Source organism: Xanthomonas graminis pv. graminis (assembly GCF_030168915.1).
GTDB classification, from domain to species: Bacteria; Pseudomonadota; Gammaproteobacteria; order Xanthomonadales; family Xanthomonadaceae; genus Xanthomonas_A; species Xanthomonas_A translucens.
Genome location: NZ_CP076255.1, coordinates 3,539,518 through 3,562,646 on the forward strand (window position 1 = coordinate 3,539,518; position 23,129 = coordinate 3,562,646).

Sequence of the window (23,129 nt, forward strand, 5' to 3'; positions counted from 1 at the left end):
GCGGACGCTGCGTCGCCGGACGATTCGAGCAGAATGCAGCCTCGCCCGGCGCGTGACAGTACTGCATGCCGGCGTCACCGCGCTGTTGTACAGTCGGGGCAGGCTTTGAGGGAGGCGGCCCCATGCACCACGCTCGGCAACATGCCCAGACGCGCACGCACGAACGCCGCCGCCGGCTGGCCCACGAAGCCGCTCGGCTGATGGCCGAAGGCGGCATCCGCGACTTCCACCAGGCCAAGCTGAAGGCCGCCGAGCGGCTCGGCATCCACGACGACGCCTCGCTGCCGCGCAACCGCGAGATCGAGGATGCGCTGCGCGAATACCAGCGCCTGTTCGCCGGACCCGACCACGCCGGCGGCCTGCGCCTGCGCCGCGAGGCCGCGTTACGCGCGATGGACTTCCTGCGGTGCTTCGCGCCGCGCCTGGTCGGCGCGGTGCGCGACGGCACCGCCGATGCCAACAGCCCGGTGCAACTGCACCTGCACAGCGACGACGCCGACGCGGTGGCGCGCTTCCTCGAGGAACACCGGATCCCGGCCGAATCGCGCACGCGCCGGCTGCGCCTGGACCGCGAACGCAGCGAGGACTTCCCGGTGTGGCTGTTCGCCGCCGAGGAGCTGGCCTTCGACCTGACCGTGCTGCCCTACGATGCGCTGCGCCAGGCGCCGCTGTCGCAAATCGACGAGAAGCCGATGCGGCGCGCCTCGGAAAGCCAGCTGCGGCAGTTGCTGAGCGAGCAGGACATCGCCGACGCTCCGCAGCACCGCTGAGCGTCGCGCGCGCCGCGCCCCATTGCCAATCGCTCCTTTCACCAACGGCCCGCGCGGCATGCTCGCCATGGCGCCCGATGCCATCGTCGTCAAGGCCTTCTACGCGCCGCTGGATCTCGACGGCATCGCACGCATGCACGATGCCGACAGCCAGGCGCTGGTGGCGCAGATCGACCTGCCGGTCGCGCATTAGCGCAACCCGAGCCAGAGCCTGCCACTCGACGCTGCCCACTGCGGGAGCAACATGGCAGAAACGGCGCCGGGCAGCCTAGGGCCATCCGCAATCGCTCCATATTGCGCCCAGTGCGTTGGCCGTGATTCCCTGTAGGAGCGGCTTCAGCCGCGACGAACGAAGCGGCACACCCTCCGGCTGCAAACACTGTCTGGGCTGAAGCCCCTCCCACATGAAAGCGCTTCAGCAAGGCGACTACATGCAGCTTTGTGAGAGCGACTCCGGGTGGCCTCAGGCCATCAGTCGCGACAAGAGGCATCCGGAAAAAGCCGCCGCATCACGGTCCGCCGCATAAAAAAACGCCCCGCGAAACGGGGCGTTCGATTGCCACAGCGCAGCGGCAGCGCGCTCAGCGCTGGCCGTCGCCCTTGTAGTCGCGCTTGTCGTAGCCGGTGTAGATCTGGCGCGGACGGCCGATCTTCATTTCCGGATCGACCTGCTGCTCCAGCCAATGCGACACCCAACCCGCGGTGCGCGCGATGGCGAACATCACCGTGAACATCTCCACCGGAATGTTCAACGCCTTGTAGATGATGCCCGAGTAGAAGTCGACGTTCGGGTACAGCTTGCGCTGCACGAAGTAGTCGTCCTTCAGCGCCGCCTCTTCCAGCTTCAGGGCCACTTCCAGCAGCGGATCGTTGACGCCCAGTTCGCCCAGCACCTTGTGGGTCATCTCGCGGATGATCTTGGCGCGCGGATCGAAGTTCTTGTAGACGCGGTGGCCGAAGCCCATCAGGCGGAAGCTCGAGTTCTTGTCCTTGGCCTTGGCCACGGCGCTCTCGACATTGTCGGCGGTGCCGATCTCTTCCAGCATCTTCAGCACGGCTTCGTTGGCGCCGCCGTGCGCCGGGCCCCACAGCGCGGTGATGCCCGCGGCGACGGACGCGTACGGATTGGCGCCGGTGGAACCGACCAGGCGCACGGTCGAGGTCGAGGCGTTCTGCTCGTGATCGGCGTGCAGGATGAACAGCAGGTCCAGCGCCTTGGCCACGACCGGATTCATCTCCAGCTGCTCGCTCGGCACTTCGAACATCATGTGCAGGAAGCGGTCGACGTAGCCGAGATTGTTGCGCGGGTAGCGGATCGGCCAGCCGATCGAATAGCGGTGCGCCACGGCGGCGATGGTCGGCACCTTGGCGATCAGGCGGATCGCGGCCAGGCGCCGCTGTTCCGGATCGTTGAGGTCCAGCGTGTCGTGGTAGAACGCCGACAGCGAGGCCACGCTGCCGGCCATCATCGCCATCGGGTGCGCGTCGTGGCGGAAGCCGCCGAGGAAGTTCTTCAGCGACTCGTGCATCATCGTGTGATGCGTCACTTCGTGGTCGAAGGTCTTGAACTCGTCGGCGGTGGGCAGCTCGCCGTTCATCAGCAGGTAGGCCACTTCGAGGAAGTTGGACTTCTCGGCCAGCTGCTCGATCGGGTAGCCGCGGTACAGCAGCACGCCGTTGTCGCCGTCGATGTAGGTGATCGCCGACTTGCAGCTGGCGGTCGCGGTGAAGCCGGAGTCGTAGGTGAACAGACCGGTTTCTTTGGTCAACTTGGAAATGTCGACGCAATCGTTGCCCAAGGTGGGTTTGAGTACCGGCAGAACGACCGACTTGTCGCCGGCATTCAGCGTGACCTGATCAAGATCGGACACAGTGTGCGCTCCTCAGTGGAAGGCGCCTGTCCGTACTTTGGGAACAGACGCGTGAAGGAAGTCCACGGCAATTACCACGGATTTCGCCATTATCGCACAGCAACATTTGAGTCGTCGCTCGGACTGACGCCGTCGCGCGCGGGTGCGGCGGCGACACAGCAATACATCCTCGCCGCCGCCAGGACGGGAGAATCTACGCCGGCCGCGACAGCCGGGAAGCGATGCATCGGGAACGCCAAAAAAGAAAGCCGCGCAGGGCGCGGCCTTCCTTTACCACTGCGACCGTTCGATCAGCGCGCGTAGCGCTTCTGGAACTTGTCGATGCGGCCGCTGGTGTCCATGATCTTGTGCTTGCCCGTGTAGAACGGATGCGAAGCCGAGGAAATTTCGACCTTGATCAGCGGATATTCTTCGCCGTCCTCCCACTTGACCTTTTCTTTCGAGGACATGGTCGAACGGGTCAGGATCTTGAAATCGGAGGTGACGTCTTGAAACACGACGTTGTGATACTTGGGATGGATGTCGGCCTTCATGGGCTCGCACCGTAGGGGGCTGCTGGACAAGAGGGAAACTATAGCAACTCACCCGGCCTTGGCGCAAGGAGAACTTGTGCGGAATTCACAGCACCGGGGTGCGCCATTGGGGCGCAGCGCTCCAGGCGCGGCCGCCCGCGCCCTGACGGCCGCCGCGCTCGCGTCAGCCGGCGCCAACCGCCGCGCGCGCCAGCGCCTGGAAGCGGGCCTGGTCGTAGTGGATCAGCATGGCCGCGTTGTCGGCCAGGCCGAGCCGGCGATTCCAGTCCACCAGGGTGGCGCCGCGGCTGTGGACCCCGGCCAGTTCGACCAGCAGCGGCCGCGACTGCACCTCCAGCGCGCCCTCGGGCTGCAGCGCCCAGGCCATCGCCAACGCGTCGGCGGCATACCAGTACGCGCCGCGCGAATCCTCCGAACGCCGCCGGGTCTTGCGCGAGATCGCCTCGTAGAAGCGCGCCTTGTCGGCGTCCGCGGCCAGCCACTGCTCGACCTCGCGATGCGGCAGGCCATGCGCGACGGTGGCCTCCCAGTCCGCGACCTCGATATGCGGAAACCCGGAAAACACGATGTGCGCCGCTTCCGGGTCGAAGGCGATGTTGAACTCGGCGGCCGGGGTGATATTGCCGTGACAGGTGATCGCCCCGCCCATCACCACGAAGCGGCGCACCCGCTGCGGCAGGGTCGGATCCAGCTTCAGTGCCAGTGCGATGTTGGTCAGCGGACCGAGCGCGACCAGCAGCAGCGCGCCGGCGTACTGGTGCGACAGGCGCAGGATCGCCAGGGCAGCGTGCTCGCTCTGCGCGGCGCGCGCCGCCGGCACCAGGCCGACATCGCCGAAACCGTCCACGCCGTGCACATGGGCGGCGTCCACCGCCGGATGCAGCAGCGGATCGGCGCAGCCGGCGAACACCGGCACGTCCTCGCGCCCGGCCACCTCGCACAGCTTCAGCGCATTGCGCACGGTGTGCTGCAAGCCGACATTGCCGGCGGCGATGGTCAAGCCGACCACGTCGTGACGGTCGTCGGCGAAGGCCATCAGCAGGGCCAGGGCATCGTCCACGCCGGGATCGGTATCGATCAGCAAGGGAATCTTGTCGCGCATGCGGGATTCTTCATTGGTCCGTTCGGCCGCCGAGTCTGGCATTGCAGCAAGAGCGTGGAAAGCGGGACCGGGGACCGGGGACCGGGTCCCCGGTCCCCGGTCCCGAGTCCCGCCCCCACCTAAGCCGCCGCAAACCGCGCCGCCCCCCCCACCCACCGCGCGATGATGCGATCGGCCAGCCCCGGCGATTCGGCCAGCAGCCGTTCGGCCAGCGCATGCACCCGCGGCAGCAGGCCGGCGTCGCGCGCCAGGTCGGCGACGCGGAACGCGGCCAGGCCGGTCTGGCGGGTGCCGAGCAACTCGCCGGGACCACGCAGTTCCAGATCCTTCTCGGCTATGACGAAGCCGTCGTTGGTCTGACGCATGGTCTGCAGCCGCTGCCGCGCCATCGCCGACAGCGGCGCCTGGTACATCAGCACGCAGCTCGACGCGGCCGCGCCGCGCCCGACCCGGCCGCGCAGCTGGTGCAACTGCGCCAGGCCAAGGCGCTCGGCGTTCTCGATGATCATCAGCGAGGCGTTGGGCACGTCGACGCCGACCTCGATCACCGTGGTGGCGACCAGCAGGTCGATCTCGCCCTGCTTGAACGCGCGCATCGCCGCCTGCTTCTCGGCGCCCTTCATGCGTCCGTGCACCAGGCCCACCTTCAGCTCCGGCAGCTGCGCCGACAAGGCGTCGTAGGTGGCCTGCGCGGCGCTGGCGTCGATGCGGTTGCCGGCACCGCCGCCCTGCCCCGGCGCCGGCTTGTCGCCGCCTTCGGCTTCGTCGATCAGGGTGCACACCCAGTACGCCTGGCGGCCTTCGGCGCAGGCCACGCGGATGCGCTGCACCAGCTCCGGGCGGCGCTCGGCGCTGAGCACGATGGTCTGCACCGGGGTGCGCCCGGGCGGCAATTCGTCGATCGCCGACACGTCCAGGTCGGCGTAGGCGGCCATCGCCAGCGTGCGCGGGATCGGCGTGGCCGTCATCACCAGCTGGTGCGGCACGCCGGCGCCGCTGGCGCCCTTGTCGCGCAACGCCAGGCGCTGGTGCACGCCGAAGCGGTGCTGCTCGTCGACGATGGCCAGGGCCAGATCATGGAAGGCCACCGCCGCCTGCATCAGCGCATGCGTGCCGACCACGACTTGCGCCTCGCCCGAAGCGATCTGCGCCAGCACCGCGGCGCGCGCCTTGCCGGTGACCTTGCCGGCCAGCCAGGCGACGCGGATGCCGAGCGGCTCCAGCCAGGCGCGCAGGTTCGCCAGGTGCTGTTCGGCGAGCAGTTCGGTCGGCGCCGCCAGCGCCGCCTGCTTGCCCTTGTCCACCGCCAGCATCGCCGCCAGCGCCGCGACCACGGTCTTGCCGCTGCCGACGTCGCCCTGCACCAGGCGCAGCATCGGCGAGGGCTTTTCCAGATCGGCGCGGATCTGCGCGAACACCCGCTGCTGCGCGCCGGTGAGCTGGAACGGCAGCGACTGCTGCAGGCGCTTGGCCAGCAGGCCGCGTCCGCGCAGCGACGGCGAACGCTGCCGCTGCAGCGCGATGCGCTGGCGGCGCAGGCTCAAATGGTGGGCCAGCAATTCTTCCAGCGCCAAGCGCTGCTGGGCCGGATGCAGACCGGCGGCGAGCGCGCCCAGGTCGGCCTGCGGCGGCGGCCGGTGCGCGATCAGCAGCGCGCTGCGCAGCGACGGCAAGCGCAGCTCGGCGAGCATCGCGGCTGGCAACAGCTCCAGCGAGGCTTCGTCGGGCAGCCGGTCCAGCGCCTGCCCGATCAGCTTGCGCAGCGTCGCCGGGCCGATGCCTTCGACCACCGGATACACCGGGTCCAGGCTGTCGTCCAGGCCCGCGGCCTCATCGCCGCCGAGGATCTGGTAGCTCGGATGCACGATCTCCAGGCCATGCTGGCCGGGCTTGGGCGTGCCGAACGCACGCAGCCGCGCGCCCACCGCGAACTGCGCCACCTGCGCGGCGCGGAACTGGAAGAAACGCAGCACCAGGGTGGCGCGCGAGTCGTCGGCCACCGCCACCCGCAGCATCGGCCGGTAGCGGAAGCCGCGATCCACGGCTTCCACCCGCACCTCGACCTGCGCCGGGATGCCCGGCTGCAGCGCCGCCACCGGGGTCAGCCGGGTGCGGTCCTCATAGCGCAGCGGCAGGTGCAGCCACAGGTCCTGCAGGGTCAGCAGGCCACGCGCGGCGAACTTCTCGGCGACCTTCGGGCCGACGCCCGGCAGCGCCGACAACGGCGCCTCGCCTGCCGCCGACAGCGCCGGCGCCGGAACCTGCACGCGCGGCACGGGCGAAGGTCAGTCGAGCACCATCACCGCATCGACCTCGAAGCCCACGCCTTTCGGCAGGCCGGACACTTCGATGGTGGAACGCGCGGGGAACGGCGCCTGGAAATAGTCCTGCATCACCGCATTGACCTGGGCGAACTGCGACAGATCGGTCAGGTACAGGCCCAGCCGCACGATCCGGTCGAGCGAACCGCCGGCCGCCTCGGCCACCGCCTTGAGGTTGTCGAAGGCGCGCCGCGCCTGCGCGCCGATATCGCCGGGCACGACCTCGCCGGTAGCCGGATCCAGCGGGATCTGCCCGGAGAAATACACCGTGTTGCCGGCGCGCACCGCCTGCGAATACGGACCGATCGCGGCCGGCGCCTGCTCGGTGTGGATGATCTGGCGGGACATGGCGGCTCCAACGGAAGAATGGGTGGGTATTTTACTCGGGCCACCACTGCCTGGGTACATTGCGATTCGCCAGCGAATCGACCAGACTCGGCCATGGGGCAATCATGCTCCATTGCTAAGCACAAGGAGTGCACGGTGAAGAAGTACGCAATCACGACGGTTTTCGCGGTGGCTTTCGCTTTCTCGTCTTCAGCTCATGCGGCTGCAGTAATCTGTAATGACTGCAGCCTAGGGAAGAAGCAGACCATGTCGCGTGAACTCGGCATCGGAAGTCACTTATCTCTGGGACTTCAAGAACCGAACCATGTACCACATGGTTGTATCGGGTGATGGGCACACAATTCCGATGTCTGCTCCTGCCGCAGACTACCTTCGTGTGTCGTGATCCGAGGCTCACGACCTCTGCAGGGCAATTAATCGTCAAGGAAGTCATGTTGACGCCTGATGAGAAGAACGGCTTGACGGCCAGCCTTGCTTTATACGACGAGAACGGCGGCTCCCCAACCGTCATTGGCAATCTACAAGTTCCAGAAAGCTTCTCTATTCCTGCCTCTGTCGCCAGGACCGTGGCCGTCGCCAAGGCCACTACTCAGGCTGATGGGACACGACCAATGACCGCCATGGATGCCGTGACAACACCTGCCTACCGAGACGCTGCGGCCAAAGCTGCGTTGAGTGAAAACAATCTGGGGCCATTCTGGTATTTCAATGAGCGAATGCGAGCAGCAATCTCAAGCTTTACAAGCGCCATCAGCCTGGGGTACATCCAGACGCCCATTAAAATCATTGATAACATTCAATTCCGAGATGGGTCGTTTTTCAGAGTCGAATGGAATCCGTCGTCCAAAGACTATTACTACGTAAAGGGATCTGCGATAGACGCCGCAGGCAATCCAATTCCCGAAACAATAAAAGATGTCACTGGCGAGGAAGGCGGAACACGAAACTATGTCTATCCCAATACGCCTGCGGCTCAGGGTGCTGGGACGGAGATGATCAATCATATTTCCGACCTAGGCGTTCGCTGGAACGGACCGAGCAACGTGACAGTAAACACGAGTTACATGGTGGCCTGCAGCTACACTCCCAGCGGGGCTGTGTGCGAGATACACCTCCTAACGAATTGATCATATGAATACCCAGACCAAACTGAAAAATGCTCTCGCGATACGGGCCTTTCTGTCGCTTGTTGGGGGAGTCATCCTTTGTCAGGTCGGCAAGTCATTGGGGGAGGCAGAGAACTCTTCACACACGTTCAATTGGTACTTCATCGCGTCATGTGTGATCTACGCATTGGTGCCAATCGGAATCCTTCGGACGATTCAGCGTAGTCAGTACTTCTTCTCCAAATGGTCGTATCCTGTGACGCTCAGCGTGGCCACGCTGCTGGCACTTGGTCTGGGCTTGGCCTTTTCTTTCGGGCTGCTCTATATCCCGCCCCCTTGAGAAAGGGGGGGCGGCTTCAACTCCGATTCGCAACACCAACGGTTGTGAAGTGGCCCGGCGACCTGACTTGAGCGACTTCACCGCCAAGTGGAGTTGCCCATGTCATCCAGCCGCCTGGACCAGGCCGAACGATACCGTTTGCATGCGTTATATGAAACCGGGATGTCGATGCGGGCCATCGCCGATGCGTTGGAGCGCGCGCCCAGCACGATCAGCCGCGAACTGCGCCGCAATCAGCACGCTCGGCACTATCTGCCAGATCACGCACAGCGCATCAGCGAGCATCGGCGCACGCAGGCCAGCCGGCGTCCACGCATCGACGCTGAGCGCATCGCACAGATCGAGGTCCTGCTGAGCGAGGACTTCAGCCCGGAACAGATTGCCGGTCGCACCGGCCTGGCCAGTCACGAATGGATCTATCGGCACATCTACGCTGACCACAAGCGCGGTGGCCAGTTGTTCACGCATCTACGCAAGCGCCGCCGCAAGCGCCGTCGGCGGGGCGTGCGCGATGGCCGCGGACAGCTGACACATCGGCGCAGCTGGACACAGCGCCCCAGCGTGGTGGAGCAGCGAAGCCGCATCGGCGACTGGGAGCTGGATACCCTCCGGGCCTCACACGGAAAGGCCGTGGTGGTCAGCATGACCGAACGCCGCAGTCGCCTGCATCTGCTGGCTTACTCGCCTGACGGCACCGCCGAGAACGTGCGCAACGCCATCGTCCAGCGCCTGGGCGGCCTAGGCCACACGGTGCACACCCTCACCGCCGACAACGGCAAGGAATTCGCCGATCATCGGCTCATTGCCGCCTGCTTGCAGAGCGACTTCTATTTTGCAGATCCGTACTGCGCATGGCAGCGAGGCAGCAACGAAAATGCCAACGGATTGACGCGCCAGTACTTGCCACGACACATCGATTTCAGCACCATCACCGATGCGCACCTGCGATGGATCGAACAGCGACTCTACAATCGTCCGCGCAAGATACTCGGATTCAAAACGCCCCTCGAAGTCTTCTCCGAGGAGGTCCTCAACAGCGTTGCGAATCGGAGTTGAATCCGCCGGGGCTTTTGATTAAGCGTGTTATGAATCTTTCGGCATAGACACGCCACGATTGGTCAGCCGCCGCCAGATCACGTGCTTGGCAAGCACGTCAGGACTGAAGCCCTTCCGACAAAAAAGCACACATGCGCCGAACTTGCGAAAATCCCGAGTCCCGAGTCCCGAGTCCCGAGTCCCGAGTCCCGAGTCCCGAGTCCCGAGTCCCGAGTCCCGAGTCCCGAGTCCCGAGTCCCGGCCCAACTACTGCCGCCGCACGCTCTGCACCGCCGTCAGCCGCCGTAAGCGGCGCATCACCTCAGCCAGGTGGTTGCGATCGCGCACCTGGATGTTGAAGCGCAACACCGCGGCGTTGAAGTCGCGGTCCAGGTAGTCCACGCGCTCGATATTGGACTGGCTCTGCGCGATCGCCGCGGCCAGCTGCGCCAGCACGCCGGTGCGGTTCTCCACGTCCACCACCAGCGCGGTGTCGTAGTCGCCGATGACGCTGGTATCCCAGCCGATCGGCACCCAGCGCTCGGGCGACTTGCGCAGCTCGGCCAGGTTCGGGCAATCCAGCCGGTGCACGACGATGCCCTTGCCGGCGGTGTGGTAGCCCATGATGTCGTCGCCGGGAATCGGCTGGCAGCAGTTGGCGAAGCTGACCACGCCGCGCTCGGTGCCATTGATCAGGATCTTTTCCTGCGAATGCTTGGAGTGGCCGCCGCCGCGCAGTTCCGCATAGGCCATCAGCGCCTGCGCGGCCTGGTTCGGCATCCAGTTGCCCAGCGCGATGTCGGCCAGCAGCGCCTCCAGGCGCGGATAGCGGTGCTCGCTGAGGAACGCATCCAGGCGCCCCTTGGGCAGCCGTTCCAGCGCGCTGTCCATCGCCTCCAGCGCGCGGTCGAGCATGCGGTGGCCGAGCTGCACCGCGTCCTCGTGCTCGAGCTGCTTGAGCTGATGGCGGATCGCGGTGCGCGCCTTGCTGCTGACCACGAACTCCAGCCACTGCGGCTTGGGCGTGGCCGAACGCGCGGTGATCACTTCCACGGTCTGCCCGCTGACCAGCTTGGTGCGCAGCGGCACCAGCTTCTTGTCCACGCGCGAGGCCACCGCGCGGTTGCCGACGTCGGTATGCACCGCATAGGCGAAATCCAGCGCGGTGGAATTGCGCGGCAGCGCCAGGATCTTGCCCTTCGGCGTGAACAGGTAGACCTCGTCGGGGAACAGATCGACCTTGACGTTGTCCAGGAATTCCAGCGACGAGCCGGCGGCGCGCTGCGATTCGATCAATTCGACGATCCACGCGTGCGCGCGGCTCTGCGCGCTGTTGGGCGAATCGCCGCCGAACTTGTAGGTCCAGTGCGCGGCCACGCCGCGCTCGGCGATCAGGTCCATTTCCTCGGTGCGGATCTGCACTTCGATCGGCGAGCCGTAGGGGCCGAACAGCACCGTGTGCAGCGACTGGTAGCCGTTGGCCTTGGGAATGGCGATGAAGTCGCGGAAACGGGCGTCCAGCGGCTTGAAGGTGGCATGCACCGCGCCCAGCGCGTGGTAGCAGTCCGGCACCCCGCGCACCACCAGGCGGAAGCCGAACACGTCCATCACCTGGTCGAAGGATTTGTTCTCGTCGCGCATCTTGTTGTAGATGCTCCACGGGGTCTTGATCCGGCTGACCAGGCGGTGCTCCAGCCCGTCCTTGGCCAGCCGCTGCGACAGCTGCACTTCCACCTGCGCCATCGACTCGCGGCGCACCACCGGCTGGCTGCGGATGTGCTTTTCGATGATCGCGTGGCGCCACGGATGCAAGGCGCGGAAGCCGAGGTTCTGCAACTCGGACTTCATCAGGCTCATGCCCAGGCGCTGCGCGATCGGCGCGTAGATCTCCAGCGTCTCGCGGGCGATGCGGCTGCGCGCCTCGGCGCTCTGCGCACCGAGCGTGCGCATGTTGTGCAGGCGGTCGGCGAGCTTGATCATGATCACGCGCAGGTCGCGCGACATCGCCAGCAGCATCTTGCGGAAGCTCTCGGCCGCCGCTTCCTGGCGGTCGCGGAACTTCAGCTTGTCCAGCTTGGTGACGCCATCGACCAGTTCGGCCACCGCCTCGCCGAATTCGGCAGCCAGTTCGGCGCGGGTCAGCGGCGTGTCTTCGATGGTGTCGTGCAGGATCGCGGCGATCAGCGCTTCCACGTCCAGGCCGAGTTCGGCCAGCACGCCGGCCACCGCCACCGGATGGGTGATGTAGGGCTCGCCCGACTTGCGGGTCTGCCCGGCATGCGCGGCCGCGCCCACCTGCCACGCGCGCCGCAGCAGCGGGATCTGCTCGGCCGGCAGATAGCTGGCGCTCCGCTCGAGGTGCAGGACGTAATCGGGAATCGCCTCGCCGGCCGGCGAGGGCGTGGCGGTGGCGACCTGGGCGGAAGGGCCTGGGTTCATGCGCGAAGACTATGCCAGCGGCGCAAGGACGGCAAACCCGAAAACGAAACAGCCCGCGGATGCGGGCTGTTCGGTGCAGCATGCGCTTGCGTGGCGTAGGTCAGTCGTCGTTCTTGGACATGTCCTCGTCGGCAACGACCTCGGCCGCGGCCCACTCCAGCGCTTCGCGCTCGGCACGCTCGCGCTCGGACTTCTCGACTTCGTCGATCAGCGCGTTGTCGATCTTGCGCGCGGCGATCTCGCGCAGCGCCAGCACCGTCGGCTTGTCGGCCGATTCGGTGTTGTCGAGGGTGGCCTGCACGCCGTTGGCCAACTGACGGGCGCGCTTGGACGCCATCATGACCAGCTCGAAACGGTTGTTAACGACTTCCAGGCAATCTTCTACGGTGATGCGGGCCATGCGGGCTCCCGGCGGGCCGCTGGCGGCCACGCGCTCGAATGAGGGAAAGGGCGGAGATTGTAGGCCGCGGGCCGGCCGAAATCAACCGCCCACCATTCAGTTTCCTTTGGAATCAGCCAGTTGGCTGATCCTGCAGCAGCGCCTGGATCAGGCCGGCGTGGCGTTGCTGCTGCGGCAGGCGCCGCAGGCGGCTGGCCACGAAGATCGCGCACATCTCGTCCACCGCGGTGTCGAAGTCCTCGTTGACGATCACGTAGTCGAAGTCGGCGTAGTGCGACATCTCCTCTTGCGCGGCGGCCAGCCGCTGCGCGATCACCGCCTCGCTGTCCTGGCCGCGCTTGCGCATGCGCTGCTCCAGCGCGGCCCGCGACGGCGGCAGGATGAACACGCTGACCGCGTCGGGCACCTTGGCCCGCACCTGGCGCGCGCCCTGCCAGTCGATCTCCAGCAGCACGTCATGGCCGGCGGCCAGCTGCGGCTCCACCGATTGCCGCGCGGTGCCCTTCCAGTCGCCGTGGACGCGGGCGTACTCGAAGAAGTCGCCGGCATCGATCATGCCCTGGAATTCGTCGGCGGACACGAAGTGGTAGTGCTCGGCGTGGCGCTCGCCCGGCCGCGGCGCGCGCGAGGTGAACGAGATCGACAGGGCGATCTGCGGATCGCGCGCCAGGGTGGCGTTGACGATGCTGCTCTTGCCGGCGCCGGAAGGGGCCGCCACGATGTAGAGAGTGCCACGCATCGCTCGGGTCTCGGCGTCGACGGTCGGGCGGCGCACGATACCAGTCCCAGCGGCCACCGCAAGCGCGGCGGCCCGTTGTCGGCGCCGGTGACTGACCCCGGGCATGTCCGCCACGCCACGTAACGGCATGATCGACAAGCGCTTTGCCGCGGTGCCGGGGCTCGGCTCGGCCAGCGCCGGCCGGCCCTGGCGGCCGCCGCCACCGCCGGCATGGCGGCGGACCATTGCGCTCCAATCGGGAGCCGCTCTCATCGCGATCAGGGGCACCCTTGCGCCGTCACGACGATCGCCGGCTTCGCCGGGCATGCCGCCGCGTGCACCGAAGCTGCGCGGCAGCCCACCCGTCATGGCGAGCATGTCGGAGCGGACCGCACAGACGCGGCATCGGCCAGCGCGCGTCTCGCCTGGAAGCGAAGGATCGTGTCGATCGGCACAGCAACCGGCCGGCCCTGCTGCCACACCACGCACCAGCGCCCGTTGCAGTCGAGCACACCGGCGCTGGCGCCCGCCGTGTCCGCACGCGTGGCGATGCCGCCTGGGCGCGCCGCGGCGGCCAATTGCTGCATGCGCTGGCTGGCGTGGCGCGCGCCCTCCTGCCGCGCCGCCAGGGCCGCGAGCACCAGCGGCGCCACCACCATCGCGAACGCGAGGACCAGGGTCTCCGCCGAGATGCGCCGTTCGCCACCGGCCGGGTGCGCCACGGCGCGCCGCCGCAGCCAGCGGCGCAGCGCACCGAGCAGATGCCAGCCCAGCAGCGCCGCCAGGCCGAGGCCGACGCCTCCCAGCGCCACCGCCGCCAGCCACTGATCGTGGCCGATGCCGAACAGCGAGGCCGCGCTCCATGTCAGCGCCAGCAGGCCCATGTAGATGTAGTCGTCGCTGGCGTAGCTCAGCGGCAAGGCCCCCATGCCCAGCGCCGACCAGTAGGCGTCGGCGAACATGCGGCCGGACAGATACAGCGCCGGTACCGCGGTGGTGGCGAGCCTGAGCAATCCCTGCACATGGGCGGACAGCTGCGCGCGGGAGTCTTGCCAGCGCGGTGTCATCTCGCCCTCCCGGCATGCCGGGCCGGCACAGCATAGCGCGGCAGGCTGGGCGCGTGTCTGGGTGACTTCGCACGCATGACCGGCGCACCGTCACCACGAGCAGCGCAGGGATAGCGGTCGCGCGGCGATCCACGCGCGCCAACCGCGAGCGCTGGGACGCCAGTATCGCCATCGCGGTCGATGCGGCAGGTTCTGCGCAATGGCCAGACACGAAAGAAAGGCTCCTTTCCGTATCCCGGAAAGGAGCCTGGCAACACACGGGTGGCGCGATCAGCCACGCCCGCCGTTGTTGCCGCTGAACGCCTGCAGCACGGTGAGCAGGCTGGTCAGGTTGTCGGCGACGCCGGACTGGCCAACCTTTTCCGTGGCGCCGGCACCGGACATGGTGTCGACGCTGTAGATCTGCATGACGCCCTGGTTGGTGGCCGCCTGCGCCAGCGTGTTCTGCTGCTGCTGCGCGGCCACCGCGTTCTGCAGCAGGATGCCGGTCGAATGCGCCATCGTCTGGTACAGGGTGCTGATGGCGATGGCGGGGGCTTCGCCCACCACTTTCACATTGGACTGGGTGACGGCATCGGTCACCATCGGATTGACGGTCAAGGGCTCGGGCATGGTTGCTACTCCTTCGGGATAGGCCTCGTTTAGCCGGAGGCGTTCGGCTCTTAAAAGACGCAACAGCGGGAACGGTGTGAACTCGCGCGGCATGGCGATCACCGCGAAGTGGACGGCGGTGCCGGCGCCGCGGTGCCGAGCTGCGCCAGCAAGGCGTCGACCTGTGCGCGCAAGGGCTGCAATTGCTGTTCGAGCGCCTGCGCGACCTCGGCGACGATCGCGCCGCGCAGCGCCGCGGCGACGCGCTGCGCCTCGTCGCCCTGCGCGCCATCGTCGCCGGGGAGCGCGGGCAAGCTGGGCGTCGGGTGGATCCGCGCGGCCTCGCCATCCAGTTGCCGGGTCAGCGCCGCCATCGCCTCGTGATCGCCGCGCAGCGCGGTGGTCAATTGCCGCAAGGCGTGTTCGGCGTGCTGGATCAGGCCGCTGGCCGCGTCGCGGCCCTGCTGACCGACGACCGCCGCGCGCTGTTCGTCCTGGGTGAGGCGCACCGCCTCCATCAGCATCGACGGCAACAGCGCGCGCAAGCTCTGGTAGCGGCTGCGCGCCTGTTCGACCTGGCTCTGCGCGGACAACAGATGCGACAGCGCGGCATCGCTGGCGCCCTGCTTGACCGCCTTGGCATGCGTGGGATCCATACAGACGCTTCCTTATCCGCTGGTGATGGAGGAAACCGCGTTGCCGATGGTCTTGGCGGAGGTCGCGGCGACCTGGCTGACGTTGCCGTAGACCTCGACCGCGGACGCGACCATCTTCTGCATTTCCAGCAGCACCGGGATTTCCTCGGCCGCCTGCACCGGACCCTCGGCGGCTTTCTTGGCGATCACCGCCTGCGCCGCCAGCGCGATCTGCATGATCGCGTTCATGTAGCTCGCCGCGTCCTGCACCGCCAGTCCTGCGCTCTGCGTGGCCATCACGTCGGGCGGGGTCTGGATCATCGCCGGCATCAGATACTGCATGGTCTGTGCGTTGCTGAAGTCGACCGCCTGCACGATTTTCTGGTTGAGCGCGGACGTGTCTACCGGCGCCGCTGCGGGGGGAGCCGTGCCGCCAGTCGTCGCTCCTGCCGTTCCTGCAGCGCCCCCGGCACCTGCCGTTCCCGTGGCTCCCGCGGCTCCTGTGTTTCCTGCGGTGCCCGCCGTGCCTGGCGGGACGCCACCGCTGGCGTTCGTGCTGGCGTTGGCCGGGGCATCGGAGCCGTCCGCAACCGCGTCCGGCGAATCGACCGCGTCGGCGCGACGGTCGGTGGCGGCGCTGGAAGCCGGTCCCGCGACGGGGGCGGCGGCGACCTCCGCGGCACCACCGGCCGCCGCATCGGTTGGGGGCACCGCTGCCTGCGGCGCCGGTACGGCGCTGGTGCTCTCGTCTTGCATATGCACCGTGTCCTCGGCAGCTGCAACAGGAGGGGAAGGGGAAGGGGAAGGGGAAGCAGCAACGGCTTAGGCAACGGCAGGATCGGCCGGCGCCGGATCGACCGCGCCAGGCGCGGCCTTGTCGTCGCGTGCCGACGATGCCGCCTCGGGGGCCTGCACGCCGACGAGCGGCAGCTTGCGATTCCAGAGCCGATCCATCCAACTCATGGCGAAGATCTCCCGTGATTAGCGACTAGGGCTTGCTACCGCCGTCGGCTACTTCCATGATCAATTGGCAGGCCTTGGACACGATCGCGGTGGTGATCTGGTTCATCGCCTGCTGGCTGTGCACGGCGTTCTGCACCGACAGTCCGGTGGCATGGCTGACCACCTGATACAGCGATGCGATCGCCTGGGCCGGCGCTTCGGCCACCACCTTGACGTTGGTCTGGGTTACTGCATCGGTGACCTGCGCATTGACGTTCTGTTCTGCCATGGCATCGATTCCTCGGTAAACGGCGGATTGACTGGGGCCTATCACTGGACGCGGCGGCGGCCGGAGTGTGAAACCTCAGCGAGCACTCATTGCGCGGCGGCCAGCGCGCCACGCAACTTCTCGCGCAGCAATTGGACACGTTTGCACACCAGCGTCGGCGAGATGTTCAGCGCCGCGGCAATTTCCGCCGTGGAGCGATCCTCGCGAAAGCGCAGCCGGAACAGCTCGCGCCCCTGCGGCGGCAACCGCGCCACCGTCTGCTCCACCAGTGCCAGCGCATCCTGATTCGACCAGGCGGTCTCGACGCTGGCGCTTGCCGGATCGACATCGGGCGCAAGCAGATCGCTGTACACGTCCGCATGAAAATCGCGCAAGCGGCGCTCGTAGGCGTGCTTGCGACAACGGCTGATGAACTCATTGTTGAGCGCACACAGGAAGAACGAGCGCGGCTCGCGCACCTGCGTCCGGTGCAGCAAGACGTGATTGGCGGTCCTGAGAATGGTCGAGGACAGAATGTCCTCCGCCTCGTCGATATTGCCGTTGGTCAAGCGGATCGCCCTGCCCCGCAGCACCTTCGCGCATTGCACCCATCCCTGCCAGATCTCCTCCGGCACGCTGCCGGACTGCGGACCTGCGGACGCATCACTGTCGAGCATTTCCCTTTCCCCTGTCCGTGGCGGCGTATATGCCGGGAACTTCGGTGGGAAATGACGTGCGGCGCGGGAGCCTGTGAAAACTTGTCTACGGTGCTCGACCGCGCCATCGACACACTGACGGCATGCGCGCGCGCCGCCATTCGAAGCGAGGCGACCGCGTTTTTCAGCAGCGCAGCCCGGACCGCTCGTGTGCGACGCGACACGCGCATGGCGAGCGGATCCGACCGACCGCGGTTCGATTCGGTGTCGGTCGGCGCAGCCACTCCTCCACGCCGACCAGCGGTAGCGAGGCGTCGGACAGCGGGCGCCCGCGTTGCGGACGCTCGCATTTGGCCTCAGTTGCTCAACATCTTGCGCAGCGCAGCCAGTTGCGCCGGCTGCAGCGCACTCAACCTGGACAACAGGTCGTTGCCCGCGGCAGGCACGGCAGCGCCCTGTCCGTCGGCGGGATTCTCCGGATCGGCAGCGGGATCGGCCGCGGGCTGCGCCGGCGATGCCGCCTCCACTTGCGCACCCAGCGGCGGCGGCCGCAAGGTGGCGAGCGCCTTGTCCAGATTGTCGAATGCCAGACCCTGCAATCCCCTCAGTTCCGCGGAGTTCATTTTCGCCAGGCTGCGCGCGGCGGCCGGGTCGCCATGGATCGGCGGCACGTCCAGATCCGCCGCGTAGTACTCCGCCACCTGCAGCAGGCTCGGATCGCCATTGCGATAGACGCCATCACCGCTCATGACCTGGACCTTGCGCAGCCCGGCGAAGACCTCGTACTGCGCGCCGATGTCGAACACCGCATCGGCGCCATCCACCAGCAAGGCGATCTCGCAATCGGCGTAGGGACTGGACTGGATGTCGATGGCGTCGCGCAGCACCACCAGCCGGCGCCCGGCCAACTCGCGCTTGAGGACGCTAGTGCCGACCTTGAGCACCGGCGAGAACACCCGCGAATCGGCCAGCGTAGACAAATCGTAGTAGTCGAACCTGCCCAGCACCGGAGCATCCTGCCCCTGGTTCTGCACGGCACTGTTCTTCAGCGCCAGCGCCAGCCCGCATTCCAGCAGCGAGTGGTGGTACTGCAGCACCATGGTGGCGATGGGCGGCAACTCCCAACCCTGCGCTGCCTGCGCCTGCGCCTGCTCGGCGAGGCTTCCGCCGCCGTCGACGACGGTCTGCAACAGCGCCAGCACCGCCAGGCCATCGGTGGTGGTTCCGGAAATGTCGGCGCCGATGTACGGCCCGTAGAAGCGCTCCATGTACTTGACCACGCTGCGGTCGAGCAGACGGTTCTTGAAGATGCCCAACGGCGGCCATTCGCTCAGCGCATAACCCGCCGTCTCCTGCCGCGCCCGATTGCTGGACCTGTCGAATGCCGCCTTGTTGCGCAGATTGCTCTCGAAATCCTTGACCGCCGCGCCGGCGCCGCCGTTCTCGATGTATTCGCCCAGGTCGCGGATCGCGTCGCCCAGGGCGAAGACCTCCTGCACATAGTCGTTCGAATAGAAATTCCTGATGCGGTCCCTGGCGCGTTCGAGGTTGCCCGCGGCGCGCGGATTTTCCGCCTGAAGTTGCGGCGACAGGATCGCCTGTGCCAGCAGCGCCGCGTGCTGCTTGCCTTCGGCGAAGGTCATCCGGTCCAGCGTCTTGAACATCACGGATACCTGCACCGAACGAATCCGGTTGCGGGCCTCCTGTACGGCGTCTCCATAGATCACGATGGCGCTCATGGTGCGTCTCCTTGGGTCGGTATCACCTGCCGACGGGCACCCAGGGCCGCGCCATGCCAGCGGCATGCGCGTGACGGAAGCGGCGTCGGCGAGGCATGGGCACGCACCGTTACGCGTCGATGGGTCCGCGCAAGGGGCGCGGACGGCGTCGCGCCATGGCCGGCGTGCTATGCAGGAAGACGCGGCAAGCGCGCGCGCGTGAACTGCGCGCCCGCATCGCCGCACGGACGCGGAATGCGATATCGGTGTCGCGACGTCGCCGCCAAGGGCGGCCAAGCCCGTTATAGCGGCGCTCGAGAAGGGCGCCATCGCCCCGGACTGCGACGTGTGGCGGGCCGACGGCGGCATCGCACCGTCCTTGTCATCGGCGCTTACGTGGCGGTGGCAGGCGCGGGAACGACTGCAGACGCGACGTCCCCCCCGCCCTGAGTAGCGGTCAGGTTTAGAGTCCGGGGGTAATTGCCCCACCCCCGATTGCTGTGCCATTTGAAAGTAGAAAATCCGACCTTCTACTGCGCCTGTGAATTCGCTTGGGACCCGTATTCTCGGGCAAATTCCTCAGGGGTTTTCCATGCCAGTGCACTGTGGGGCCGCTCCTCGTTATAGAAGCGCCGCCACGCTTCGATTTTGCTCCGCGCGTCGGCCAGTGACAAGAACCAATGCTCGTTCAAACACTCCTGCCGCAACCGGCCGTTGAAGCTCTCCACCAGCGCATTGTCGGTCGGCGTTCCGCGCCGGGAGAAGTCCAGCTCCACGCCATTCTCATACGCCCAGCGATCCATCACCTTGCCGGCAAACTCGCTCCCGTTGTCCACCTTGATGGCCTCTGGTCTGCCGCGCTGAGCCACCAGGCGGGCCATCGCTTCGGCTACATGCTCGCCACGAAGCGACTGATCCACGACGATATCCAGGCACTCGTGAGTGAAGTGATCCACAACCGTCAACGAACGAAAGCGGCGGCCATCGAATAGTGCATCGCTCACAAAGTCCATGCCCCATAGCGTGTTGGGCGCGGTGGCAACCTTGATCGGCTGGCGGCGACGAGCGCTGCGACTACGACGAGCCCGGCAATGCCTTAAAGACAGGCCTTCTTCCTTGTAAATACGATGGATGCGCTTGTGGTTGTCCCGCCAGCCTTCCCGGCGCAGCACAACGAACACCCGCTCGCATCCGTAGTGAGCACGGCTCAAGGCGATCTCCCGCATCCGCATACGAACCGCACTGCAATCCCTTGCCTTGGCCTTGTACGAATAACTGGAGTGGGACATCGACATCATCCGCAATGCGCGGCGCAGGCTTACCCCAAAACGCTCGCGCAATTGGCCTACCCAAGAACGGCGCTGGGCAGGCCTCAGAGCTTTTTTGTGACCACCTCCTGCAGCATCGCTTTGTCCAGGCTCAGATCCGCAACCAGCTGCTTGAGCTTGCGATTCTCTTCTTCCAGCAAGCGCAGCCGCTTCAGCTCTGAAGGCCCCAGTCCACCGTACTTCTTGCGCCAGACATAGAACGTGGCCTCGGCCACGCCCATCTTCCGGCAGATCTCGCCAACCGCCATGCCCAGCTCGGCCTGCTTGAGTGCGTAGGCGATTTGTTGCTCGGTAAACCGTGACTTCTTCATCGGGTCAATCCTCGTCTGCGACGGGGGCCCAGGGTGCCGAAGTCTCTACTTTAGATTGCCCCAGTTTTCTGGGGGTGGGTCACAGCTGAACGCCGGGGAGAACACGACATAGAAATCTCCAGATTCCATGAATGGCATTCGGCGCTATCGAAGCCTCCACATGCGGGCGAACTCGCCTCGCAATGTTGGGCGCAGGTCATAGCATGCGATGCGCCAGCCAGTAGAGCCTCTAATGACATTCTCCGGGATGGCGTCGAGAGGTGTCCGATCCAGACCCTACTCCAGGTTCTGCACCTGCTCGCGAATCTGGTCGATCAGCACCTTCAGTTCCACCGCCGCGTTGGAGGTGCGGCTGTCCACCGACTTGGAGCCCAGGGTGTTGGCCTCGCGGTTGAATTCCTGCAGCAGGAAATCCAGGCGCCGGCCGGCCGGCTCGGGCTGGCGCAGCACGCGGCGGATCTCCTTGATGTGGCTGTCGAGCCGGTCCAGTTCCTCGTCCACATCGAGCTTCTGCAGCCACAGCACCAGTTCCTGCTCGGCGCGGCCGGGATCGACCGGATGCGGCAGGTCGGCCAGGCGCGCGGCCAGCTTGGCGCGCTGGCCGTCGCGGATGGCCGGGATCAGTTGCTTGACCTCGGCGGCGATGCGCTCGACCGCATCGACCCGCTCGACGATGGCCGCGGCCAGCTTGCCGCCCTCGCGCTCGCGCGCGGCGACGAACTCGGCCAGCGCCTCGTCCAGCAGCTCCAGCGCCTGCGCCTGCAGCGCGGCCGGATCGACCGCCTGCCCCTGCAGCACGCCGGGCAGCTGCAGCAGATCGGCGAACTGCACCTGCAGTTGCGGGAAGCGCGCGCCGAGCCGCTGCGCCAGCACTGCCAGCTGTTCGACCAGCTGCTCGTTCAGCGCCAGCATCTGCGCCGCGTCGGGCGCGCGCAGGCGCAGCATCAGGTCCAGCTTGCCGCGGCTGACGCGCGCGGCCAGGCGTTCGCGCAACTGCGGCTCCAGCGCGCGCAGTTCCTCGGGCAGGCGCACGCCCATTTCCAGGAAGCGGTGGTTGACCGAGCGCAGTTCGCAGCCCAGCGTGCCCCAGGGAGTGATGCGCTCGGCGCCGGCGAAGGCGCTCATGCTGCGGATCATGCGGTGTTCCGGTGCGTGCAAAGCGCGAATGGTACCCTAGCGCCCCGCCGGCCCGGCCCGCTGCCGCGGCCGGCCTCACGCCACCTCCGGATCCAACCCCATGTCCTTTTCCCGTCCCAGTGGCCGCACGGCCGATCAGCTGCGCCCGGTGCGCATCGAACGCGCCTTTACCCGCCATGCCGAAGGTTCGGTGCTGGTCAGCTTCGGCGACACCCGCGTGCTGTGCACCGCCAGCGTCGAGAACCGCGTACCCGGCTTCCTGCGCGGCAAGGGCGAAGGCTGGGTCACCGCCGAATACGGCATGCTGCCGCGCGCTACCCACTCGCGCTCCGACCGCGAGGCCGCGCGCGGCAAGCAGGGCGGGCGCACGCTGGAGATCCAGCGCCTGATCGGCCGCGCGCTGCGCGCCTGCGTGGACCGCAACGCGTTGGGCGAACGCACCATCACCCTGGACTGCGACGTGCTGCAGGCCGACGGCGGCACCCGCACCGCCGCCATCACCGGCGCCTACGTGGCGCTGATGGACGCGGTGAACTGGCTGCAGAAGCGCGGCGACCTGAAGAAGCCGGTGGTGCTCGGCGCGATCGCCGCGGTCTCGGTCGGCGTCTACCGCGGCACGCCGGTGCTGGACCTGGACTACGCCGAGGACAGCGACTGCGACACCGACATGAACGTGGTGATGAACGACGGCGGCGGCTTCATCGAACTGCAAGGCACCGCCGAGGGCCATGCGTTCCGCCGCGACGAACTGGATGCGCTGCTCGGCCTGGCCGAGCGCGGCATCGCCGAACTGCTGGCGGCGCAGCGCGCCGCCCTGGCGCAATGAACCAGCGCATCGCCCTGGTCAGCCTGCTGGCGCCGGAGCCCAAGCCATGAAACTGGTCCTGGCCAGCAGCAATGCCGGCAAGCTCGAAGAACTGCATGCGCTGCTCGACGGCGCCGGCATCGACCTGGTCGCGCAGTCCACGCTCGGCGTGCACGATGCCGACGAAACCGGCCTGACCTTCGTCGAGAACGCGCTGCTGAAGGCGCGCCACGCCGCCCAGGTCACCGGCCTGCCGGCGCTGGCCGACGACTCGGGGATCTGCGTGGACGCGCTGCGCGGCGCGCCCGGGCTGTATTCGGCGCGCTACGCCGGCGAGCACGGCAATGCCGCAGCCAACATCGACAAGCTGCTGCATGCATTGCGCGACGTGCCCGACGCGCAGCGCACCGCGCATTTCTACTGCGTGCTGGTGCTGCTGCGGCATGCCGAAGATCCGCAACCGCTGCTGGTGGAAGGCAGCTGGCGCGGGCGCATCCTGCACGCGCGCGCCGGCGACGGCGGGCATGGCTACGACCCGGTGTTCTTCGACCCCGCGCACGGCCAGAGCGCGGCGCAGATGCCGCTGGCGCTGAAGAACCGGATCAGCCACCGCGGCCAGGCGCTGGCGTTGCTGAAACAGCGGCTGGCGTCGCTGTAGCGGCCGCTGCGCCGGCGCCACCGGTCTCTT

Annotated in this window: 25 protein-coding genes; 7 read left to right on the forward strand and 18 right to left on the reverse strand. The window is 67.0% G+C overall.

The genetic code is table 11. The annotated features are described in order from the left end of the window. Nucleotides 1-122 precede the first annotated feature (122 nt). Together KHF85_RS15365 and KHF85_RS15370 are read left to right on the forward strand one after the other, a co-directional pair. Nucleotides 123-770: a hypothetical protein gene (locus KHF85_RS15365; RefSeq protein ID WP_064538985.1), complete on the forward strand. Its 648-nt coding sequence runs from the start codon at nucleotides 123-125 to the stop codon at nucleotides 768-770. Between the two features lie 67 nt (nucleotides 771-837). Next, a complete protein-coding gene (locus KHF85_RS15370) occupies nucleotides 838-963 on the forward strand; it encodes a hypothetical protein (RefSeq protein ID WP_284567333.1) in 126 nt (41 codons plus the stop codon). A gap of 388 nt (nucleotides 964-1,351) precedes the next feature. On the opposite strand, the gene KHF85_RS15375 is transcribed toward KHF85_RS15370, so the two are convergent. From KHF85_RS15375 to KHF85_RS15395, 5 genes are all read right to left on the reverse strand, one after another. Beyond that, the gene (locus KHF85_RS15375; RefSeq protein WP_284567334.1) at nucleotides 1,352-2,641 is read right to left on the reverse strand and encodes a citrate synthase; all 1,290 of its coding nucleotides are present in this window, start codon (nucleotides 2,639-2,641) and stop codon (nucleotides 1,352-1,354) included. Nucleotides 2,642-2,931: 290 nt separating this feature from the next. Continuing rightward, on the reverse strand, nucleotides 2,932-3,174 hold the full coding sequence (locus KHF85_RS15380; protein ID WP_053841934.1) for a type B 50S ribosomal protein L31: 243 nt from the start codon (nucleotides 3,172-3,174) through the stop codon (nucleotides 2,932-2,934). Nucleotides 3,175-3,337: 163 nt separating this feature from the next. Continuing rightward, the gene (locus KHF85_RS15385) at nucleotides 3,338-4,276 is read right to left on the reverse strand and encodes a nucleoside hydrolase (protein ID WP_284567335.1); all 939 of its coding nucleotides are present in this window, start codon (nucleotides 4,274-4,276) and stop codon (nucleotides 3,338-3,340) included. Nucleotides 4,277-4,395: 119 nt separating this feature from the next. Next, on the reverse strand, nucleotides 4,396-6,552 hold the full coding sequence (recG, locus tag KHF85_RS15390; protein ID WP_284567336.1) for an ATP-dependent DNA helicase RecG: 2,157 nt from the start codon (nucleotides 6,550-6,552) through the stop codon (nucleotides 4,396-4,398). Nucleotides 6,553-6,561: 9 nt separating this feature from the next. Further along, nucleotides 6,562-6,945, reverse strand: coding sequence for a RidA family protein (locus KHF85_RS15395; RefSeq protein WP_185815390.1), 384 nt, complete (start codon nucleotides 6,943-6,945; stop codon nucleotides 6,562-6,564). A 431-nt stretch (nucleotides 6,946-7,376) separates the two neighbouring features. Between KHF85_RS15395 and KHF85_RS15400 the strand changes: the two genes are divergently transcribed. The 3 genes from KHF85_RS15400 (at nucleotide 7,377) to KHF85_RS15410 (ending at nucleotide 9,447) form a co-directional block, all read left to right on the forward strand. Continuing rightward, nucleotides 7,377-8,072 carry a hypothetical protein gene (locus KHF85_RS15400; RefSeq protein WP_284567337.1) on the forward strand — a complete coding sequence of 232 codons (696 nt, stop codon included), beginning with the start codon at nucleotides 7,377-7,379 and terminating at the stop codon, nucleotides 8,070-8,072. A gap of 4 nt (nucleotides 8,073-8,076) precedes the next feature. Continuing rightward, nucleotides 8,077-8,391: a hypothetical protein gene (locus KHF85_RS15405; RefSeq protein WP_053839094.1), complete on the forward strand. Its 315-nt coding sequence runs from the start codon at nucleotides 8,077-8,079 to the stop codon at nucleotides 8,389-8,391. Between the two features lie 99 nt (nucleotides 8,392-8,490). Then, the gene (locus tag KHF85_RS15410) at nucleotides 8,491-9,447 is read left to right on the forward strand and encodes an IS30 family transposase (RefSeq protein WP_009597007.1); all 957 of its coding nucleotides are present in this window, start codon (nucleotides 8,491-8,493) and stop codon (nucleotides 9,445-9,447) included. 246 nt (nucleotides 9,448-9,693) lie between these two features. Here KHF85_RS15410 and KHF85_RS15415 read toward each other — a convergent pair whose 3' ends face one another. The 13 genes from KHF85_RS15415 to KHF85_RS15475 all read right to left on the reverse strand — a co-directional run bounded on the left by KHF85_RS15415 (nucleotide 9,694) and on the right by KHF85_RS15475 (nucleotide 21,636). Beyond that, complete coding sequence (locus KHF85_RS15415; RefSeq protein ID WP_284567338.1) at nucleotides 9,694-11,865, reverse strand: RelA/SpoT family protein; 2,172 nt, start codon at nucleotides 11,863-11,865, stop codon at nucleotides 9,694-9,696. 100 nt (nucleotides 11,866-11,965) lie between these two features. Beyond that, nucleotides 11,966-12,265: a DNA-directed RNA polymerase subunit omega gene (gene rpoZ, locus KHF85_RS15420; protein ID WP_003470812.1), complete on the reverse strand. Its 300-nt coding sequence runs from the start codon at nucleotides 12,263-12,265 to the stop codon at nucleotides 11,966-11,968. A gap of 112 nt (nucleotides 12,266-12,377) precedes the next feature. Continuing rightward, nucleotides 12,378-13,004 carry a guanylate kinase gene (gene gmk, locus KHF85_RS15425; RefSeq protein WP_009578832.1) on the reverse strand — a complete coding sequence of 209 codons (627 nt, stop codon included), beginning with the start codon at nucleotides 13,002-13,004 and terminating at the stop codon, nucleotides 12,378-12,380. 344 nt (nucleotides 13,005-13,348) lie between these two features. Next, nucleotides 13,349-14,050 carry a hypothetical protein gene (locus tag KHF85_RS15430; RefSeq protein ID WP_284567339.1) on the reverse strand — a complete coding sequence of 234 codons (702 nt, stop codon included), beginning with the start codon at nucleotides 14,048-14,050 and terminating at the stop codon, nucleotides 13,349-13,351. Between the two features lie 270 nt (nucleotides 14,051-14,320). Beyond that, nucleotides 14,321-14,662, reverse strand: coding sequence for a RebB family R body protein (locus KHF85_RS15435; protein ID WP_284567340.1), 342 nt, complete (start codon nucleotides 14,660-14,662; stop codon nucleotides 14,321-14,323). A 98-nt stretch (nucleotides 14,663-14,760) separates the two neighbouring features. Then, nucleotides 14,761-15,297: a hypothetical protein gene (locus KHF85_RS15440; RefSeq protein WP_284567341.1), complete on the reverse strand. Its 537-nt coding sequence runs from the start codon at nucleotides 15,295-15,297 to the stop codon at nucleotides 14,761-14,763. A 12-nt stretch (nucleotides 15,298-15,309) separates the two neighbouring features. Continuing rightward, nucleotides 15,310-16,032: a hypothetical protein gene (locus tag KHF85_RS15445; RefSeq protein ID WP_284567342.1), complete on the reverse strand. Its 723-nt coding sequence runs from the start codon at nucleotides 16,030-16,032 to the stop codon at nucleotides 15,310-15,312. 66 nt (nucleotides 16,033-16,098) lie between these two features. Next, the gene (locus tag KHF85_RS15450; RefSeq protein ID WP_284567343.1) at nucleotides 16,099-16,239 is read right to left on the reverse strand and encodes a hypothetical protein; all 141 of its coding nucleotides are present in this window, start codon (nucleotides 16,237-16,239) and stop codon (nucleotides 16,099-16,101) included. Between the two features lie 25 nt (nucleotides 16,240-16,264). Continuing rightward, on the reverse strand, nucleotides 16,265-16,507 hold the full coding sequence (locus tag KHF85_RS15455; protein WP_284567344.1) for a RebB family R body protein: 243 nt from the start codon (nucleotides 16,505-16,507) through the stop codon (nucleotides 16,265-16,267). 86 nt (nucleotides 16,508-16,593) lie between these two features. Beyond that, nucleotides 16,594-17,163: an RNA polymerase sigma factor gene (locus KHF85_RS15460; RefSeq protein WP_284567345.1), complete on the reverse strand. Its 570-nt coding sequence runs from the start codon at nucleotides 17,161-17,163 to the stop codon at nucleotides 16,594-16,596. Between the two features lie 335 nt (nucleotides 17,164-17,498). Next, complete coding sequence (locus KHF85_RS15465) at nucleotides 17,499-19,229, reverse strand: hypothetical protein (RefSeq protein WP_284567346.1); 1,731 nt, start codon at nucleotides 19,227-19,229, stop codon at nucleotides 17,499-17,501. Nucleotides 19,230-19,390: 161 nt separating this feature from the next. Beyond that, a protein-coding gene (locus KHF85_RS15470) for an IS3 family transposase (protein ID WP_284567347.1) occupies nucleotides 19,391-20,499 on the reverse strand; the annotation gives its coding sequence in 2 pieces (ribosomal slippage) (nucleotides 19,391-20,247 and nucleotides 20,247-20,499; 1,110 coding nt in all). Between the two features lie 276 nt (nucleotides 20,500-20,775). After that, the gene (locus KHF85_RS15475) at nucleotides 20,776-21,636 is read right to left on the reverse strand and encodes a YicC/YloC family endoribonuclease (protein WP_284567348.1); all 861 of its coding nucleotides are present in this window, start codon (nucleotides 21,634-21,636) and stop codon (nucleotides 20,776-20,778) included. Between the two features lie 100 nt (nucleotides 21,637-21,736). On the opposite strand from KHF85_RS15475, the gene rph reads away from it, so the two are divergent. Further along, nucleotides 21,737-22,462: a ribonuclease PH gene (gene rph, locus KHF85_RS15480; protein ID WP_003470803.1), complete on the forward strand. Its 726-nt coding sequence runs from the start codon at nucleotides 21,737-21,739 to the stop codon at nucleotides 22,460-22,462. A 46-nt stretch (nucleotides 22,463-22,508) separates the two neighbouring features. Continuing rightward, nucleotides 22,509-23,099 carry an RdgB/HAM1 family non-canonical purine NTP pyrophosphatase gene (gene rdgB / locus KHF85_RS15485; RefSeq protein WP_284567349.1) on the forward strand — a complete coding sequence of 197 codons (591 nt, stop codon included), beginning with the start codon at nucleotides 22,509-22,511 and terminating at the stop codon, nucleotides 23,097-23,099. The last annotated feature ends 30 nt before the right edge of the window (nucleotides 23,100-23,129 follow it).

Excerpts from the sequence above, each read along its gene's own strand:
- KHF85_RS15365 (WP_064538985.1), top strand. The coding sequence starts at position 123 with ATGCACCACGCTCGGCAACATGCCCAGACGCGCACGCACGAACGCCGC.
- KHF85_RS15370 (WP_284567333.1), top strand. The coding sequence starts at position 838 with ATGGCGCCCGATGCCATCGTCGTCAAGGCCTTCTACGCGCCGCTGGAT.
- KHF85_RS15380 (WP_053841934.1), bottom strand. The coding sequence starts at position 3,174 with ATGAAGGCCGACATCCATCCCAAGTATCACAACGTCGTGTTTCAAGAC.
- KHF85_RS15385 (WP_284567335.1), bottom strand. The coding sequence starts at position 4,276 with ATGCGCGACAAGATTCCCTTGCTGATCGATACCGATCCCGGCGTGGAC.
- KHF85_RS15395 (WP_185815390.1), bottom strand. The coding sequence starts at position 6,945 with ATGTCCCGCCAGATCATCCACACCGAGCAGGCGCCGGCCGCGATCGGT.
- KHF85_RS15400 (WP_284567337.1), top strand. The coding sequence starts at position 7,377 with ATGTTGACGCCTGATGAGAAGAACGGCTTGACGGCCAGCCTTGCTTTA.
- KHF85_RS15405 (WP_053839094.1), top strand. The coding sequence starts at position 8,077 with ATGAATACCCAGACCAAACTGAAAAATGCTCTCGCGATACGGGCCTTT.
- KHF85_RS15410 (WP_009597007.1), top strand. The coding sequence starts at position 8,491 with ATGTCATCCAGCCGCCTGGACCAGGCCGAACGATACCGTTTGCATGCG.
- KHF85_RS15415 (WP_284567338.1), bottom strand. The coding sequence starts at position 11,865 with ATGAACCCAGGCCCTTCCGCCCAGGTCGCCACCGCCACGCCCTCGCCG.
- rpoZ (WP_003470812.1), bottom strand. The coding sequence starts at position 12,265 with ATGGCCCGCATCACCGTAGAAGATTGCCTGGAAGTCGTTAACAACCGT.
- gmk (WP_009578832.1), bottom strand. The coding sequence starts at position 13,004 with ATGCGTGGCACTCTCTACATCGTGGCGGCCCCTTCCGGCGCCGGCAAG.
- KHF85_RS15430 (WP_284567339.1), bottom strand. The coding sequence starts at position 14,050 with ATGACACCGCGCTGGCAAGACTCCCGCGCGCAGCTGTCCGCCCATGTG.
- KHF85_RS15435 (WP_284567340.1), bottom strand. The coding sequence starts at position 14,662 with ATGCCCGAGCCCTTGACCGTCAATCCGATGGTGACCGATGCCGTCACC.
- KHF85_RS15440 (WP_284567341.1), bottom strand. The coding sequence starts at position 15,297 with ATGGATCCCACGCATGCCAAGGCGGTCAAGCAGGGCGCCAGCGATGCC.
- KHF85_RS15445 (WP_284567342.1), bottom strand. The coding sequence starts at position 16,032 with ATGCAAGACGAGAGCACCAGCGCCGTACCGGCGCCGCAGGCAGCGGTG.
- KHF85_RS15450 (WP_284567343.1), bottom strand. The coding sequence starts at position 16,239 with ATGAGTTGGATGGATCGGCTCTGGAATCGCAAGCTGCCGCTCGTCGGC.
- KHF85_RS15455 (WP_284567344.1), bottom strand. The coding sequence starts at position 16,507 with ATGGCAGAACAGAACGTCAATGCGCAGGTCACCGATGCAGTAACCCAG.
- KHF85_RS15460 (WP_284567345.1), bottom strand. The coding sequence starts at position 17,163 with ATGCTCGACAGTGATGCGTCCGCAGGTCCGCAGTCCGGCAGCGTGCCG.
- KHF85_RS15465 (WP_284567346.1), bottom strand. The coding sequence starts at position 19,229 with ATGCCGCCGTCGGCCCGCCACACGTCGCAGTCCGGGGCGATGGCGCCC.
- KHF85_RS15475 (WP_284567348.1), bottom strand. The coding sequence starts at position 21,636 with ATGATCCGCAGCATGAGCGCCTTCGCCGGCGCCGAGCGCATCACTCCC.
- rph (WP_003470803.1), top strand. The coding sequence starts at position 21,737 with ATGTCCTTTTCCCGTCCCAGTGGCCGCACGGCCGATCAGCTGCGCCCG.
- rdgB (WP_284567349.1), top strand. The coding sequence starts at position 22,509 with ATGAAACTGGTCCTGGCCAGCAGCAATGCCGGCAAGCTCGAAGAACTG.